The following is a 15,764-nucleotide window of genomic DNA, read 5'->3' on the forward strand; positions in this document are numbered from 1 at the left end:
ATTGTCGCCTTTCGTTTTTGAGAGGCCAGCTCACGATAAAGCTACCATGTTATAGTATAATTACAACAAAAAAAGCTCTTGGACATTGCCAAGAGCGGGGTGTAGGAGTTTTGAGAGTTCCTCCTCTTAGTATAATATAAAAAGTACAAAATTGAAAGAACGGAGTTTTGTAGGTGTTAAACGACAAGCAAGAAAGCTTCAAAATATGCTAAAATAAAAGCATGAAAAATGCGACTGAAATTCTGCAAAAGATGAATCCTAATCAAAAGGTAAATTATGATCGGGTTTATCAAAAAATGCGTGAAAGCTGGGAGGCTGAAGGTCTTCGGCCCAAAATTTTGCTTCATTCCTGTTGTGCACCCTGTTCAACTTATAGTTTAGAATATCTTTGTCAAAATGCTGATGTGACAATTTATTTTTCGAACTCGAATATTCATCCTCGTGCCGAGTACGAAAGGCGTGAGAAAGTGCAGGCTGATTTTGTTCAAGACTTTAATGTAAAAACAGGAAATAATGTTCAGTTTATTGCGGCACCTTATGAACCCAATAAATTTATGCAGATGGTCAATTTGCATCAGCTCGCAGAAGAACCTGAAGGTGGTTCGCGTTGCACAGCTTGTTTTCAAATGCGTTTAGATATTGTCGCAGAGAAAGCTCAAGAGTTAGGTTATGATTATTTTGGTTCGGCACTCACGCTCAGCCCCAAAAAGAACGGCCAACTCATAAATGAAATAGGCTTAGATATGCAAAAAATCTATGCTGTCCAATACTTGCCTAGTGACTTTAAGAAAAACAATGGCTGGAAACGTTCCGTAGAGATGTGCAAAGAATACGATATTTACCGCCAATGCTATTGTGGCTGTGTCTTTGCAGCACGTCAACAAGGAATTGACCTCAAAGAAATTAATAGAAGTGCTGTAAAATTTATAAATAAAGTAGGCGACAAAAAATAAAGAACATGCTATAATTGTTGCATGGTTAAAAGTTTTATAAATAAAATGAGTGCAATTTTTCAGCATGGTTCTTTTAACACCCTGTATGGTGGCTTTTATGAAGGGACCATAACTGCTGGAGAAGCTTTAAAATATGGACAAATTGGTATTGGTACCTTAGATGGTGCTGATGGAGAAGTTATTATTCTTGATGGCACTGCCTATCACGGAAATTCTGAAAATCAGGTTCGCATAGTTAAGCCAGATGAAACTTTACCGTATGTTGCAGTGATTGATCACCAACCTTTTGCGACTTATAAAGTTAATGGACTGACGATGCAAACCTTGCATGATCTGACAGAGAAATTCCCAACACGGAACACAGCTTACAGTCTAAAAATGACTGGACACTTTGAGTCGGTGGAAATTAGCTCTAAACCTGCAAAGAATACGAAAAATTATTTGGAAATACTGGCTGAACAGCCTCATTTTACCGAAAAAAACATTTCGGGAACGATTGTTGGTATCTGGTCGCCTAAGTTTTTAGAAGATCTGTATGGTGATGGTGCTCATTTACACTTTTTAAGTGATGACAAGACTTTTGGCGGTCACTTGACAGAATTCTTATCTGGACAAATTACCATTGAAGTTGGTCAAGTGGGGGAAATGAAACAGGAATTTCCTCAAGAAAATGAAAATTTCAAGGCTATGCGCTTTGAGTAATAATAGATAAAAACTACCTTTAAAAGGTAGTTTTTTGTCGTTAAAATTTCTATGTGAAATAAATCGTAAAGTTTATCTTGAGCTGAGGTAAATTCCCACAAATAAATATAATTATGTTGCAAGATAAATTATAAAATAAAGAAGTGAGTTTATTCAAGGTGGATTCACATAATCTTATAAAAATTTATAGAGGAGATGTTTATTATGAAAAAAGCATTTTTAGCAACGATGGGTATGGGAATCTTGGCTAGCATGACGATGGCTTCAGCTACTACAGGATTCGCGGATGAAGCAGAGGCAAAAAATTCTACTGCTAACTTCACGATTACCGCTAAAGATCCAGGAAATCCAACGGATCCAGATAACGGCACGTTAACATTGAAAGAAGTACCAAGCTTCAACTATGGTGTTCTTGAAGCCAGCTCAATTTACTCAGGGTTCACTGGAAAAGCAGCTCAAGCTGAAGGAAAAGTTTTAGTTAGCGATACATGTTTGGGTACATCAGACTGGACATTGACAGCTAATATGGATAAATTTACAAATTCTAAAACTTCATTGGAAGGTGCAGCTTTAGACCTTTCAGCGGTCGGTACTTTAGGAGAAGATTTTACAGGTGTGATTAAAGATGACAAGAGCCCTGTAGAACTTGCAAAAGGTAATGGTTCGCATGGTAAAGATGAATTCCTTATTTCTGCAGAAAATGCTAAATTATCTTTGGGCGCAAATCCAAAGGCAAACTTGGCAGCTGATGATGCTTTTGAAACAACAATCAACTGGAACTTGAGTTCTTCACAACACGTCGCTCCAACTGCATAATCTTTGTTGTCGGATAAATGAAAATGTATAAGCAAGTACGGGCAAAACTTAAGATTTGTCGGTTCTTGCTTTTATTTTTTAGTGGAGGTTGAAAAGCATAAAATTTATAAAAGGATTAGGCTGCTTTGCCATACTGCTATTCACCTTATTTCTACCTGTGAATGCACATGCGGAAGAGGGTGCAGGTTTTACTGTCACCCCAGTACTTGGAAAGGGTCAAACGGATCCAACTGCAGGCTATTTCTCAATTAAGGGTGAACAAAATGAAAGTTATCCAGTAACGGTAGCTGTTCAGAATTTGACAGAAAATGAAAATCAAGATTTTGATGTTCAGCTTGTCCAAGCAACGACAAGTAATAATGGCCATATTGATTATACTCCCAGCTCCAAAAAAATGATAGCAGGTGGTCTTTCCCTCAAGGATTTGGTAGAGGAGAAAAAGGCGACTCAAAAAGTAACAGTTGCTGCTGGGCAGACAAAGAATATTACTTTTAATCTTAAGCTACCTCAAGATAATATAAAAGGTACTGTTTTAGGCAGTGTCTATGTTCGCAAAGTACCGAAAGAAACAGCAAAGTCTAAAGGTGTAGGTGTTCGTAATGCCTTTGCAATGACAATTCCTGTCATAATATCGGAAGATTTCAATAAAAAAATTACGCCGAAACTGGCGTTGACGAACGCACAGATGAAGTCGGATACAGGAGTGCCTAAAGTTGTAGGTGAGGTTAGTAACCAAGCTCCAAGCATGTTTGGGCAAATAAAAGTAGAGGCATGGGTGACTGAAAAGGGAAAAACGGACAAGCTTTATCAGTCACAATCAGAAAAATGTGAGATGGCCCCTTATTCTTCATTTGAATATACAATAGATACCAATAATCATCTCTTAAAACCGGGGAAATATACCTATCATATGCTGATGAAGTCGGGTGATAAAAGCTTTGATATGGCACGTGACTTTACAGTTGATAGTAAAAGTAGAGAAACCGTCAACAGCAAGCTGCTTGAGGGAGAAAAATCAAATACAAAGCTTTGGTGGATCATAGCTGCAGTAGTTGGTAGCAGTATTATTATTTTCCTCGTGGCTTATGGGCTAGGAAAAAGAAAGGGCGATACAGATGATGAAGATGAATAATAGCAAACTAAAAGTTAGTTTAGCACTCTTAGGTCTCTCTTGTCTGACGAATCTTTTCCTTATACAGCCAGTGAGCGCTAATATGATGCAAAGTAAAATTGGTTTTACTGTTCATCAGGATGTAAGAGATGCTGGTGTTTTGCCACCTGAAATTCCTCAAAATGGACAGTTGGTGCATTACGATCTCTTGCCATCTACAGGAAGTGCTCAAGAATATTCTTTAATCTTGTTTGGCTGTATGCTATTGATGTTAGTTGCTGTCTTTTTCTTGGCTCGTATATATGTAGAGAAAGGAAAACTTCAATGAAAAAAATAAATATAGGGTTTATATTGCTTTTTCTCTTGCTACATGCTGCAAGCCCTGCAGTCTATGCCTTGGACAGTGATGTGGAAGCACAGTCTTCATCTAGTGCAGCGAATGATAAGGATAGTAGCTCAAGTCTGCAAGAGTCAGAACTTGAAACACCAACATCGGATACAGATCAAACTATTGAGTCTGAAAACACAAGGGATCAAACATCTGAAGAGACAGCTCCAATAGAAAAAGAAGCACCAACAACATCTGAGGCGCCAGTACAAGAAAAGTCTCCAGAAGATAAACCTCAATCTGAAAAAGCAACTTCAGTTGCTAGCTTATCATCAGATGCAAGCTATACCGATTTGCCAGGTGCCCATGAACCAGATCGTAATGGCCTTTATTTACTCTTTCCACTACGCACAGGGATTCTTTCACAGCCCCAAGAAGAGCAGTATATTGTTGAAGGTACAACTGCTGATTTAAGTATTAAAACTACATCATGGGTGACTTCTTTGGGTAAGGTTAAAGTCAAAGTAAATGCTTGGCAGGAACAAGACGATGGAAGTTGGCTAAATATGGGAAGTATTGGTGAATTTTCGGATAGAAGTGGGATACTTGGCTCAACAAAGCAAAGCATTGACATCCCTGTAACCAATCTGCAAGCTGGTAATTATTATTTTCAGCTAGAAACAAGGCTCAATACCCTGCCAATTATTGGGAGCATCTCTGCTATGACCTATTACTCGCAACTTGCTAAAGTCACGGTTAAGGATAAGCCAGTTGCAGCTAGTGGTATTTCCATTACGACTCCGAATGTGGTGTTTGAAAAAGCGACTTATTCTGCAAAGGCTGTGACAACACCACGTGATGCGACGGGTAAAATTACTTGGAATAGTTCTTTAAAGGGAATTAATTTCCTCAAAACAGAGGGACGCAGTGTTGAATTTGATGCTGGCGATCAGCTTGATGAAGTAAACACTGATGTGCAAGCGCCGGGTATCCCTTTCACGATATCTGCAGGAATTAGAAATGATGATGGAACAACGCCAACAGATAATAAGACAATCTATCTCGGTGGTTTAGCAGCTAAAAATGTTGCAGAAGATAGTGGTATGAGCTGGGAACTTGATGGACAAGGTTTAGCAGATTTGAACAAATCGGTTGAAAGTGCCGAAGTATGGAGTTATGAATGGAAATACATAGAAGGGAAGACTTCTAAAGCTTTCTCTGAAACTCAAGGGGTCAAAAACTATAAAGGTACAGTAAGCGATTTGACCAGTCTCAATGATACAGATCACATCCTTTCTTTTGCTCAAGACAGTGCCTTTATGAAAACTGCACGGGAAGCGACAGAAAATGGGAAACCTTTTGCAGTTCAAGTCACTTTTTCAACAACGATTGATACAGGGGACGGCAAAAAGGAAACAGTTACTCTTTCTTCAAATAAGGCTCAACTCCTGGTTAATAAAGCGACAGGAAAGCTTCTTTTACAGCAAGTACCAAACTTTGATTTTGGTAAATTGCCTGCCAGTTATATCTATGATGGAACAAAAGATAGAGAGCCCACTGCACAAGATCATCTTGAAATTGTGGACAGTAGAGCAAAAGGTGGCTGGCGACTTTCTGCAAAGATGAGTCGTTTCCAAAGTAACAATAATCATAGACTGAAATTTAATAGTCAACTTACAATGTCCACTTATCCCTTTGAGATAAATCTTAAAGATGATGATATAGATAATTACATTGTAGATTCGGTAAGCAGTGAAGCTTTTGATTTAACCGGGCAGTTGCTCTTACAACCTGATCCGCTAGCCGATCTGAGTGCAGGAGAGACTTTTAGCAGTACGATAACTTGGAATCTTGTATCGACCACTAAGAGTACACCACCAGCATAAAGTTATAATAAATATAAAAACAGCGTTTCGCTGTTTTTATATTTTGAAGGCTTGAGGTAATAAAAGATGTTGGAAGATGCAAAGCGAGGAATGGAAATAGGAGAAAAAGTTATGATAGAGCTTTTCACAACGCCAAAGGAACAAGTTAAGATTGAACTCTTTCAGTACATCTTGTTTTCTCGGGCAGGTGAATTTTCTAAAGATTTAAAGGAGAAATTGAACTTGAAAAATGAGACTTTTAGACGGTACAGCAAGGAACTTGAAGAAGATATCCATGAACTTTTTGGTCAAGATATTAAGATAATAAAAAAGTCTTCAAAAATAGTCATAAAAATGAAGAATGAAATGACACCAGATTATATCGTGACCCGCTTGAAACTGAATTATATGCGGAAAAGCCCTTTATATAATCTCCTCTCTACACTTATCAGTAAAAGTTACACATCAATTCCTGAAATTGCTTATGATTTGAACTTTAGTGAACCAACAGTCTACAAGTTATTGACACAAGTGAAGGAGATTATGCTCCCTTTTAAAGCCGAATTTGACTTGGCAAATGCGACAAATTTTTCGGGAGATGAACTTGGTGTACGCTATTTTCTCTATCTCACACATTGGCATCTTTTCAATACCTTAGGAAAAAAGCCTTTCTCTGATGCCTTTCCGCCAGAATTTATCGATATAAATTTTTTAAAGCGTTCTTTAAAAATTGAGCGAAAACTTTCTAAAGCTCAGGAACAAAAGTTGCTTATACTTGCAGGCGTGACCTCCTATCGTATCGTTTACTTTAAGAAATATGTCAAGGTTGAAAAAGCATTTTTAGAGGATATTTCGATATTTTATCGAGGTCACCACTGCTTAAATCTTGCTTCTTTTAATGTAGACCCAGAGATTATTGAGAAAGAGTCAATACTTCTTAGTTTTTTAGTCAGAGGTCTTATTTTTGAGTTTGATGATATGTACGAGAAAAAAAGGGTTGTTGAAAGATTTCAAAATTCGAAACTTTCTGTTGGTTATGAAGTCAGCCTGTTTCTAGAAAAATTTCGCGAGACGTTCTCTTTTGAGTTTTCCGAAGAAAATTATGTCAAATCATACTATCTTCTAGTACTTACCAACCTATATTCACGTTACATACAATTTAATGTTGATTTTTACCGTGCAGTTCCTATCGAAAAAAATTATGAATTGTTTGAAAAAAAGCCTCGTTATCGTGCTGTTAAAGATAGGCTGAATCAGATCATTACCTATTTTCCTTCTTCACAGCAGTTGAATGATTTAGAGAGAAAAAGTTTGACAGCACTACTTTATACAATTTACGAGCTCAATGCGCCAAGTATCCCTGTCCAAGTCTATATTAATCATACCTCAAGCATTGTGAATAGCTTCTATATTCAAAACACCTTGAAAAAATTTTTTAATAGCGATTTAATCGCTTTCTGCAAAACGACACCTGAAGCTGATGTTATCATTTCGAGTGATCCCGAAGGAAATTTCCTCTCCAAAGATGTTTTTTACTTTAAAAATATTTTTGATAAAGAAACATGGACCGACTTGATTGAGTTTTTGTCTAAATCGCTTTATGAGAAGAGGTTTCGTTAAAAATAAAATCCGCCGTGTTAATGTCAGAATAATACATAGAGTAAAAAACTCTTTTTATCTATTTCTTTATTTTGAGAAAGTAACTTTATGTTATAATGATACTAATAGACTTTTTATTAAGGAAATAATGATGAATATACAAGAAATGAACGCGCGCAAGGAGAAAATCCGTAACTTTTCGATCATTGCGCATATTGACCACGGAAAATCAACGTTGGCTGACCGCATCCTTGAACTGACAGAAACGGTTTCAAAACGTGAAATGCAAGCACAGCTTTTGGACAGCATGGATTTGGAGCGTGAACGTGGTATCACGATTAAGCTCAATGCTATTGAGTTAGAATACACGGCTAAAGATGGAGAAACCTATATTTTCCATTTGATTGACACGCCTGGACACGTCGATTTTACCTATGAAGTTTCCCGTTCTTTAGCTGCCTGTGAAGGTGCTATTCTTGTTGTCGATGCAGCTCAAGGGATTGAAGCCCAAACCTTGGCCAATGTCTATTTGGCTTTAGATAACGACTTAGAAATTCTTCCCGTCATTAATAAAATTGACCTTCCTGCGGCAGATCCAGAACGAGTGCGTACTGAAGTTGAAGATGTCATCGGTTTAGACGCTTCAGAGGCTGTTTTAGCCTCTGCTAAAGCAGGTATCGGTATTGAAGAAATTTTGGAACAAGTTGTGGAGAAGGTTCCAGCACCTCAAGGTGATGTTGAAGCACCACTCAAGGCTCTGATTTTCGACTCAGTTTATGATGCTTATCGTGGTGTTATCTTGCAAATCCGTGTAGTTGACGGTTCTGTAAAGGTAGGTGATACTATTCAACTGATGTCAAACGGTAAAGAATTTGTTGTGACAGAGGTTGGGATTTTCACGCCTAAAGCAGTGGCGCGTGACTTCCTCATGGCGGGTGATGTTGGTTACTTGGCAGCTGCAATTAAGACAGTTGCGGATACACGGGTTGGTGATACAATCACTCTAGCTAATAATCCTGCAGAGGAAGCCCTTGCGGGTTATAAAAAAATGAATCCAATGGTCTTCTGTGGACTTTACCCGATTGATTCTAACCGTTATAATGACCTTCGTGAAGCCCTAGAACGCCTACAATTGAATGATGCCAGCTTGCAGTTTGAGCCAGAAACATCACAAGCGCTTGGATTTGGTTTCCGTTGTGGTTTCTTAGGCCTTTTGCACATGGATGTTATCCAAGAGCGCTTGGAACGCGAATTTAACTTAGACTTAATCATGACCGCACCATCTGTAATTTACCATGTCAACACGACTGATGGTGAAACAAAGGAAGTGGCAAATCCAAGTGAATTCCCTGATCCAACGCGTATTGAAAGTATTGAAGAACCATTTGTCAAAGCACAAATCATGGTGCCTAACGAGTTTGTCGGAGCCGTTATGGAGCTTGCTCAACGCAAACGTGGTGAATTTGTGACGATGGATTATCTTGATGCTAACCGTGTCAATGTTATTTATCATATCCCGCTGAGTGAGATTGTCTTTGATTTCTTTGATAAGCTCAAATCTTCAACACGCGGCTATGCAAGTTTCGACTATGAAATCTCAGATTACCGCCCATCACGCCTCGTAAAGATGGATATTCTCTTGAACTCCGAAAAAGTCGATGCCCTTAGCTTTATCGTGCATAAAGATTTTGCTTACGAACGTGGTAAAGTTATCGTTGAAAAACTCAAAAAACTTATTCCTCGTCAACAATTTGAAGTACCAATCCAAGCCACTATTGGTCAAAAAATCGTGGCACGTAGCGACATCAAAGCCTTGCGTAAAAATGTCTTGGCTAAATGTTACGGTGGTGACGTTTCTCGGAAACGTAAACTTTTGGAAAAACAAAAGGCTGGTAAGAAACGCATGAAATCGATCGGTTCAGTAGAAGTACCACAAGAAGCTTTCCTTTCTGTTTTGTCTATGGATGAAGAATAAAGGTAAAAAAGCTACTTTATATCACAAATAAGTAAAAGACAGTCTTTGAGGCTGTCTTTATTTTTTGGATAAAAATATAATCGTCCTGGAGATAAATCATGAAGAAAAATGATATAAAAAGAATTTATTTCATTAAATTTAAGTGAATTTTTTAGTAAATATAAGATTTGTTGTGATAAAATGAAAGTAAAAAGAAGGTAAGAAGTCGAGCATATTTAATGCTAGCCAAGTGATATTATTGAATGTTCGCGAGAGAGTACATTTTTTAAAATATGCTGTTTAGGAGGAGTGACCATGATTTATAAAAAATATGGCGAAGTTTTTAAAAAATTACGCTTGCAGCACCACTTACTTTTAAGCGATTTTGAACGTGTGGGTTTATCAAAATCAACATTGTCCTATTTTGAAAATGGTAAATCAATGATTTCGTTAGATAAATTAGACCTTGCCTTACAAGAAATGCACACGACTTTTCGTTCCTATATGCTGATGATTAATAATGATGAGGAGGATTATTGGTTATCTCAATTTAAGGAAATTGAGAAAGCTTACTTTAGCAATAACCAGAAAAACCTTCAGGATATATACATGAAAAATGTAAAATATGATATGGAAGAAAACCAAGTCATTGCTCTCTCAGCCAAAGCTTGTTATACAAAGCTTTCAACTGACGAAATAAAGTATATAGAAAACAAGCTTAAGTCTTATCAAGTTTGGTATAGTTATGAAATGTATATCTTAGTGAACACACTAGAAGAAATTAATCCTGACTTAGTCTATCATCTGATTGAAAGAATTCCATCACAAAACAGTCAGTATTTAAAAGAAATCACAGAATTTAGAAATTTATTAATTAGATTAATCATCCGTACTATTCTTTCCATGATTAGAAGAGAGCAAAAGAAATTTTCAGAGAAGTTAATAGAGGAATTAGATAAATTAACACTTGTTTTTGATACCTATGTAAGAATATCTTCTATTTTTGTAAAGGGATGTTGGATTTATAAATTTGAAGATAAAAATATGGGAACAAAACTTGTTAGTAGGTCTTTAAAGATATTATCAGAAATAAATGCTTTAGAACTTCGGGGCATTTTTAAACATAATTTTGAGAAAATAAAAGGATAGACTTATCGTAAAGGATATATGTCTCACCACATTCATAGTTAAAAATAGCAGTTACTGGCGCAATCGATCCAGTAACTTTTTTCATTTAAATTTTATTTTTAAAGTCTATAAAAGAGAAAACATAGCTAATATGAGTTCGATTTCTTGAACTATTTCTTATAAATTAAATCTGGGACTCAATGGATGAAGGTGCTTAATAGCTCCTTGACGCCAGTCGAAATGTATTGTGTAGACAATTACAGCGAAAAAGAGATTGATTTAATTTTTTTCTTATTATAATATAATGATATAAGGAATGATAAAAAAGAAAGGACAATTCTAGAAGGGTAAAGTAGTTCTAGTGGTGTTGCCCATAATAGAAGGAGGAGGAGAAAAAATGAAAAAATATCAAATATTACACAAAGTACTGTCTTTGAGAAGGCTTATGATGTTATCTGTCACGTTAATATTATTTATACTGTTAAATATAATACCTGTAGGGGTTCTTGCAACAAATGGTGGACTAGTCACAACTGCAGATAAAACTTATGCTTTTGACTACAAAACCCACATTCCTTGGGTCGGGGCTGCCAATAGCTTGTTTAAAGCTTCATTTAATATCCCCTCACCAGGTACAAGTACGATTGATGGCGACCGTTATCAGGAGACACTTACATTTACGAAATTACCTAACAGTGATTACCGACTGGTAAAGGTGATTCCATACATGGATTCTCCTACTTTTACTATTACGAATTCTGGTGGATCTACAGCTGCAACTGGCTCTTATAACTGGAATGAAGCTCTCCAAGCATGGACTCTTCCTAACCCACTGATAGACAATACGGCAACTAATGTTGATACGAGCCAAGCATTGAATGGCAGTGAGGGGATTAAAATCTACATGGCAGGACCTTACACGAGTTTTATGCCATTAAGTATGCTTAAAAATGATCCCACATTGCTTGAAACAAGACCGGTGTTTTTAGTGGGAGATGTTGCTGCGCTTGCCCCTAATCTTGCGCAAAATATCCCTTTCACCTTATATCAAGAAAGAGCTTATGATGGTGATCCGAATAAATGGCATGCTTTCAACTTTAATGTCCCCGCCTTAGTGCAATACGAATATGATGGACAGGTTACGGGGACTAATCCTAATGATCAACTTGATTTAATCCCAGGAGAACTTGCTCATTTTGAATCTGAGGTAAATTTATCTTCAGCGCAGAGAATAATAGTTGATATGATATGGCAAGTAAGTACAGATAAAGGTTTGTCCTTTAATGATATTTCTGAAAGCCTGACGAACTCAGCTGGTGATAAAACAATTCGTAAAACATTCGACTTTACTTCCGATATTTCAAATGAAGGTAATTTATACCGTTTAAAAATTACACCGCTAGATTCAATAAATAATGAACCTATTTACACTGAACCTGCTGTTTTAACATTCAAATCTGAGAGTTTAAGCTTTAATATTGCTTATGTTCTCAATGGTGGAACAAACCATCCTGCGAATCCTTTAACATATAGTTATGGTCAAGGAATAAGTCGTTTTGAAGCACCACAACGCGAAGGTTACACTTTCACAGGTTGGACAGATGGAGATGGTAACAGTATAACCAATATTCCTACCGATGCACAAGGCGACAAAACACTCCATGCAAATTGGAAAACAAATACTTATAAAATAAACTATGTTTTAAATGGTGGAGAAAATTCGCAGCAAAATCCAGATTCTTATATTTATGGACGAGGAGTAAACCATTTTGAACAAGCAACGAAGCAAGGCTATACTTTTACGGGCTGGACAGATCAAAAAGGTAAAAAAATAGAAGGCATATCAGCGCAAGAACAAGGTGATAAGATTCTCTATGCCAGTTGGGAAAAAGTTCCAGTAGCGTCAAATGAAAATGAAGAACCGAAAAATGAATAAGTAGCAAAAAAACAGGAAGATACTAATGCTAACATAAAAATAGAGAAGAGCACAGCATCACTGAGTACTAAGAAAACTCAAGATACTACTAGGTCGCTTGGATCTAGAAAAAAACTTCCGCTGACAGGTGAAAATGCAAAACCATATCTTTATGTCTTAGGGGGAAGCATTCTCGTCGCCCTTTCCTTATTGGGGGTAAAAAAATACTTAACAAAAAGGTAAAATGAAATAAGAAAAAAGACTAGCTCTCGGCTAGTCTTTTTTGTCTGGCTTCTTTCAAAAAGCATCTAACTTGGTAAATTTTTTATTTTTGAGTTGGTAGACAACATCAGAGTTTTGAGCTACCTCTGTTTCATGAGTCACGATAATTACAAGTTTATGATCTTCATGCGCTATTTTTTTGAAAAGCTCGACAATTTGGCGCGTCGTATTTTCATCAAGATTTCCTGTAGGCTCATCCGCAATGATGATATCATGATTTAAAACAAGGGCGCGTGCGATAGCCACACGTTGCTGCTGTCCTCCTGAAAGTTTACTTACAGGCTTGTATATTAAGTCCTCTGTCAAACCAACTTTTTCCAAGCTATCAATAATTGACTGCTTCTCATCGTCAAAGGAGACTTTTGAGATCCTGAGCGCTGTTTTTACATTTTCAAAAGCTGACATATAGGTTAATAAATTATAAGCTTGAAAAATGGTAGAAACGATGTTCTTACGATAATTGGTGAACTGATTTGCTTTTATCTCGTCTCCATTAAGTTTAATCTGTCCAGACTTGGGCATATCTAAACCTGCTAGAAGAGAGAGTAGTGTTGTTTTTCCACTTCCAGATTGGCCGAGAATACTGTACATAATTCCTGCTTCAAAAGTTTCTGTGACATCTTGAAAGAGGTAATCTTCAGGATGGTTATAGTAGTAAGTCAAATTTTCAATGTTTAATACTGTCATAATGTCCTCCTTCTTTAATTTGTCAGCACTTGTTTAGGGTTTAAGCGTAAAATACCAATTGCTGCTAAACCAACGGCCACAAGCGTAATCAAGAGTGCAAGAGCTGCTAAAATCGCGATTTGTTGAGGATTTGTTTTAATTTCGAGCTCATTTATGGCCTTGAGCTGTTCATTATTTTGTCCCATACCAATCGCCGTACGCATTCCGCCAGGTTGAGCATTAGGATCTCCTTTTTCAGCCTGAGGTCCATCTTCTTGTCTTTGAGTACCATTTATTTGGGTAGGTTGATTGGTTTGACTGGTTTGAGTTTCTTGATTAAGTAACTGTTGGCCGACGGCATTGCCCACAAAGTTACCAGTAGCTGAGGCTATACCGATAGAAACGACCATTATCATAAATAGTTCGGTAAAGAATTGCGCCACAATTTTTCCTTTTGACTCGCCTAAGCTCATCAAGACACCAATTTCAAAGCGACGTTCTCGCACCATGAGCATGACGATAAGCGCAAGGATGATGGCACCTGCAAGTGTCACAAGGATAACAATATTTTTAGAAAAACTGCTGATATTGTTCAGAGGTTGTAGCATTTGTTGGTAAATAGCATCATTAGACTGTACTTCAAATTTATCTGTATCGATAAGCTTGGTAGCTTCTTTGACAAACTTCTCTGAATCTTCTGGGTTTTCCAGATTAAAGATTGCACTTCCAAGCGTTCCTGTTTTACCATCGATTTGGTTTGGTACACTCAAAGCAGTGTATATCTGATTGGCTGGGTTCATAAAGCTAAAGTCTGCGGCCAAATCATTTTCTGTTGAACCTGATTTGTAAAGTCCTACAACAGTCATTTTGTAAGTTTTATCATTACTATCTTTGAGGGTAAATGTTGAGTTTACTTTGAGGTTGTTCTGTTTAGCCAAGCTCTCTTCAATGACAACATTATTCGTTCCTTCATCAGAGGACTGAATTGCGCGTCCAGAGGTTATTTTATTTGTCCCACCCGAAAACTCTGAAGAGGCGAGCAAGTCGTTTGTACCAACGATTTTGAAATCACCGGGAGTACTTCCGCTCATTTCCGGCCCTGCCATAAAGACAGCTCCTTGTTTATCATTATTTTCTGAGGTGTCAGATTGACTGATTGCTTCGATATTGCTTTCGGCATTTGCTGTAGCTTGTTTTGTATACGAGTAGGATTTTACTCCAGAAAGTTTCGCTATTTTTTCAGCATCTGCTTGAGTAATGTCAGGCATATCGGACTTGTTCGTTTTCTCTGTTGAATCATTCTTAGAAAAATTTTCCATCATTGCAGAACGATTAATGGAGAGTGTAACAGTCGCTCCGGCACTCTTCTTCGCATTTTCGATGGAACGGTTAGAAGCTGTATGAATAACCAAACCCGAAAGAACAAAAATAAGTATAGTTGAAAAGGCCACAATAAGTAGAAGGGTTCGTGATAGTTTGGCTTTAGTAAAAAGCCAGGCGCGTCTTATAAAATCCAAATGAGATTCTCCTTTGTCTAAATTAATAAAACAAATTGTATGCTTATTTACTTAAAAATTAGTTAAACGATACATAAGCGAAACTTAAGAAACATTTTATTGTAAAAAAGAGATGCGTTAGTAACTTTGAGTAGAGAGTTTAAGTCAATATTCTTGAAATTAATTAGAAAATAGAGTATTATTGACCAGTCAATGATTGATTAGTCAATTATTGTGGAAAAGAATAAAAGTCACAGAAAGAGGATGGACATTTGATTATTGTTAATGCTAAATTTTTTATCAAAGACGAAAAAAGAGAAGAATTTTTAAGAGATACAGAGGAACTGATTGCTTCTTCCAGACAAGAAGAAGGATGTTTAGCTTACGATTTATACGAAGCAGTGCTTTCAACAAATGAGTTTGTGATGATTGAAAACTGGGCTTCCTTAGAAACAATCGAAAAACACAACACCAATCCTTTGCTGCTAGCTTTCGCGCAAAATATCAGTAAGTATAGTGTTAAAAAGCCGGAATTGCAAATTGTAGAGAAGGGGGTAAAATAAGCTTATGTCAGTCATAACAACTATTTTAGGAGTCTTGGTCGCCATAGAATTCTTTTATATTACCTATTTAGAAACGGTAAAAACGACTTCTGATGCAACAGCTAGAGTGTTCAAAATGACCAGCGAGGATTTACAAAACAAAAACGTCCAAGTACTGTTTAAAAATCAAGGCGTATACAACGGGTTGATTGGTATTGGGATACTTTATGCACTGTTTGTTTCTGCCGCACGCATTGAATTATTGAGTGTCTTCTTGGTATATATTATTTTAGTTGCGCTGTATGGGAGCCTCACGAGCGACCGCTTCATTATTTTTAAACAAGGTGGTTTAGCCATCTTAACTTTACTCAGTATTATTTTCTTATAAATAGATAAAGTAATTCAAT

Annotated in this window: 15 protein-coding genes; 13 read left to right on the forward strand and 2 right to left on the reverse strand. The window is 36.9% G+C overall.

All coding sequences use genetic code 11. From position 1 onward, the window contains the following. Window positions 1-221: 221 nt before the first annotated feature. The 11 genes from J0J36_RS04440 to J0J36_RS10640 all read left to right on the forward strand — a co-directional run bounded on the left by J0J36_RS04440 (window position 222) and on the right by J0J36_RS10640 (window position 12,614). On the forward strand, window positions 222-953 hold the full coding sequence (locus J0J36_RS04440; RefSeq protein ID WP_019292569.1) for an epoxyqueuosine reductase QueH: 732 nt from the start codon (window positions 222-224) through the stop codon (window positions 951-953). Window positions 954-974: 21 nt separating this feature from the next. Further along, complete coding sequence (locus J0J36_RS04445; RefSeq protein ID WP_019292570.1) at window positions 975-1,655, forward strand: acetolactate decarboxylase; 681 nt, start codon at window positions 975-977, stop codon at window positions 1,653-1,655. Between the two features lie 204 nt (window positions 1,656-1,859). Then, complete coding sequence (locus J0J36_RS04450; protein WP_153924752.1) at window positions 1,860-2,471, forward strand: WxL domain-containing protein; 612 nt, start codon at window positions 1,860-1,862, stop codon at window positions 2,469-2,471. A 97-nt stretch (window positions 2,472-2,568) separates the two neighbouring features. Further along, entirely contained in the window at window positions 2,569-3,603 is a 1,035-nt protein-coding gene (locus tag J0J36_RS04455; protein ID WP_153925513.1) for a DUF916 and DUF3324 domain-containing protein, read from the forward strand. Further along, entirely contained in the window at window positions 3,596-3,910 is a 315-nt protein-coding gene (locus J0J36_RS04460; RefSeq protein ID WP_029346213.1) for an LPXTG cell wall anchor domain-containing protein, read from the forward strand. Before J0J36_RS04455 ends, J0J36_RS04460 begins: the two co-directional genes overlap by 8 nt. Continuing rightward, window positions 3,907-5,796 (forward strand): WxL domain-containing protein, encoded by a 1,890-nt coding sequence (locus J0J36_RS04465; protein WP_040086275.1) that lies wholly within the window; start codon window positions 3,907-3,909, stop codon window positions 5,794-5,796. Before J0J36_RS04460 ends, J0J36_RS04465 begins: the two co-directional genes overlap by 4 nt. Before the next feature lie 111 nt (window positions 5,797-5,907). After that, window positions 5,908-7,395 (forward strand): helix-turn-helix domain-containing protein, encoded by a 1,488-nt coding sequence (locus J0J36_RS04470; protein WP_242520645.1) that lies wholly within the window; start codon window positions 5,908-5,910, stop codon window positions 7,393-7,395. 130 nt (window positions 7,396-7,525) lie between these two features. Next, window positions 7,526-9,349, forward strand: coding sequence for a translation elongation factor 4 (gene lepA / locus J0J36_RS04475; protein ID WP_019292539.1), 1,824 nt, complete (start codon window positions 7,526-7,528; stop codon window positions 9,347-9,349). A 294-nt stretch (window positions 9,350-9,643) separates the two neighbouring features. After that, window positions 9,644-10,477 carry an Rgg/GadR/MutR family transcriptional regulator gene (locus tag J0J36_RS04480; RefSeq protein ID WP_153924758.1) on the forward strand — a complete coding sequence of 278 codons (834 nt, stop codon included), beginning with the start codon at window positions 9,644-9,646 and terminating at the stop codon, window positions 10,475-10,477. A gap of 376 nt (window positions 10,478-10,853) precedes the next feature. Next, the gene (locus J0J36_RS04485; RefSeq protein ID WP_242520647.1) at window positions 10,854-12,392 is read left to right on the forward strand and encodes an InlB B-repeat-containing protein; all 1,539 of its coding nucleotides are present in this window, start codon (window positions 10,854-10,856) and stop codon (window positions 12,390-12,392) included. A gap of 60 nt (window positions 12,393-12,452) precedes the next feature. Further along, window positions 12,453-12,614 (forward strand): LPXTG cell wall anchor domain-containing protein, encoded by a 162-nt coding sequence (locus J0J36_RS10640; protein WP_255566843.1) that lies wholly within the window; start codon window positions 12,453-12,455, stop codon window positions 12,612-12,614. Between the two features lie 54 nt (window positions 12,615-12,668). Here J0J36_RS10640 and J0J36_RS04490 read toward each other — a convergent pair whose 3' ends face one another. Beyond that, window positions 12,669-13,340 carry an ABC transporter ATP-binding protein gene (locus J0J36_RS04490; protein ID WP_019335549.1) on the reverse strand — a complete coding sequence of 224 codons (672 nt, stop codon included), beginning with the start codon at window positions 13,338-13,340 and terminating at the stop codon, window positions 12,669-12,671. Window positions 13,341-13,354: 14 nt separating this feature from the next. Beyond that, window positions 13,355-14,836, reverse strand: a complete 1,482-nt coding sequence (locus J0J36_RS04495) for an ABC transporter permease (RefSeq protein WP_019335550.1) — start codon at window positions 14,834-14,836, stop codon at window positions 13,355-13,357. Between the two features lie 251 nt (window positions 14,837-15,087). On the opposite strand from J0J36_RS04495, the gene J0J36_RS04500 reads away from it, so the two are divergent. Together J0J36_RS04500 and J0J36_RS04505 are read left to right on the forward strand one after the other, a co-directional pair. After that, window positions 15,088-15,378, forward strand: a complete 291-nt coding sequence (locus tag J0J36_RS04500) for a putative quinol monooxygenase (protein WP_019292535.1) — start codon at window positions 15,088-15,090, stop codon at window positions 15,376-15,378. Between the two features lie 4 nt (window positions 15,379-15,382). Beyond that, complete coding sequence (locus J0J36_RS04505; protein WP_019292534.1) at window positions 15,383-15,745, forward strand: DUF1304 domain-containing protein; 363 nt, start codon at window positions 15,383-15,385, stop codon at window positions 15,743-15,745. Window positions 15,746-15,764: the final 19 nt, after the last annotated feature.

This window comes from Lactococcus sp. LG1074 (assembly GCF_017309525.1).
Lineage (GTDB): Bacteria > Bacillota > Bacilli > Lactobacillales > Streptococcaceae > Lactococcus > Lactococcus petauri.

Coding starts and splice junctions, on each gene's coding strand:
- J0J36_RS04440 (WP_019292569.1), top strand. CDS start 222: ATGAAAAATGCGACTGAAATTCTGCAAAAGATGAATCCTAATCAAAAG.
- J0J36_RS04445 (WP_019292570.1), top strand. CDS start 975: ATGGTTAAAAGTTTTATAAATAAAATGAGTGCAATTTTTCAGCATGGT.
- J0J36_RS04450 (WP_153924752.1), top strand. CDS start 1,860: ATGAAAAAAGCATTTTTAGCAACGATGGGTATGGGAATCTTGGCTAGC.
- J0J36_RS04460 (WP_029346213.1), top strand. CDS start 3,596: ATGAATAATAGCAAACTAAAAGTTAGTTTAGCACTCTTAGGTCTCTCT.
- J0J36_RS04465 (WP_040086275.1), top strand. CDS start 3,907: ATGAAAAAAATAAATATAGGGTTTATATTGCTTTTTCTCTTGCTACAT.
- J0J36_RS04470 (WP_242520645.1), top strand. CDS start 5,908: ATGATAGAGCTTTTCACAACGCCAAAGGAACAAGTTAAGATTGAACTC.
- lepA (WP_019292539.1), top strand. CDS start 7,526: ATGAATATACAAGAAATGAACGCGCGCAAGGAGAAAATCCGTAACTTT.
- J0J36_RS04480 (WP_153924758.1), top strand. CDS start 9,644: ATGATTTATAAAAAATATGGCGAAGTTTTTAAAAAATTACGCTTGCAG.
- J0J36_RS04485 (WP_242520647.1), top strand. CDS start 10,854: ATGAAAAAATATCAAATATTACACAAAGTACTGTCTTTGAGAAGGCTT.
- J0J36_RS04490 (WP_019335549.1), bottom strand. CDS start 13,340: ATGACAGTATTAAACATTGAAAATTTGACTTACTACTATAACCATCCT.
- J0J36_RS04505 (WP_019292534.1), top strand. CDS start 15,383: ATGTCAGTCATAACAACTATTTTAGGAGTCTTGGTCGCCATAGAATTC.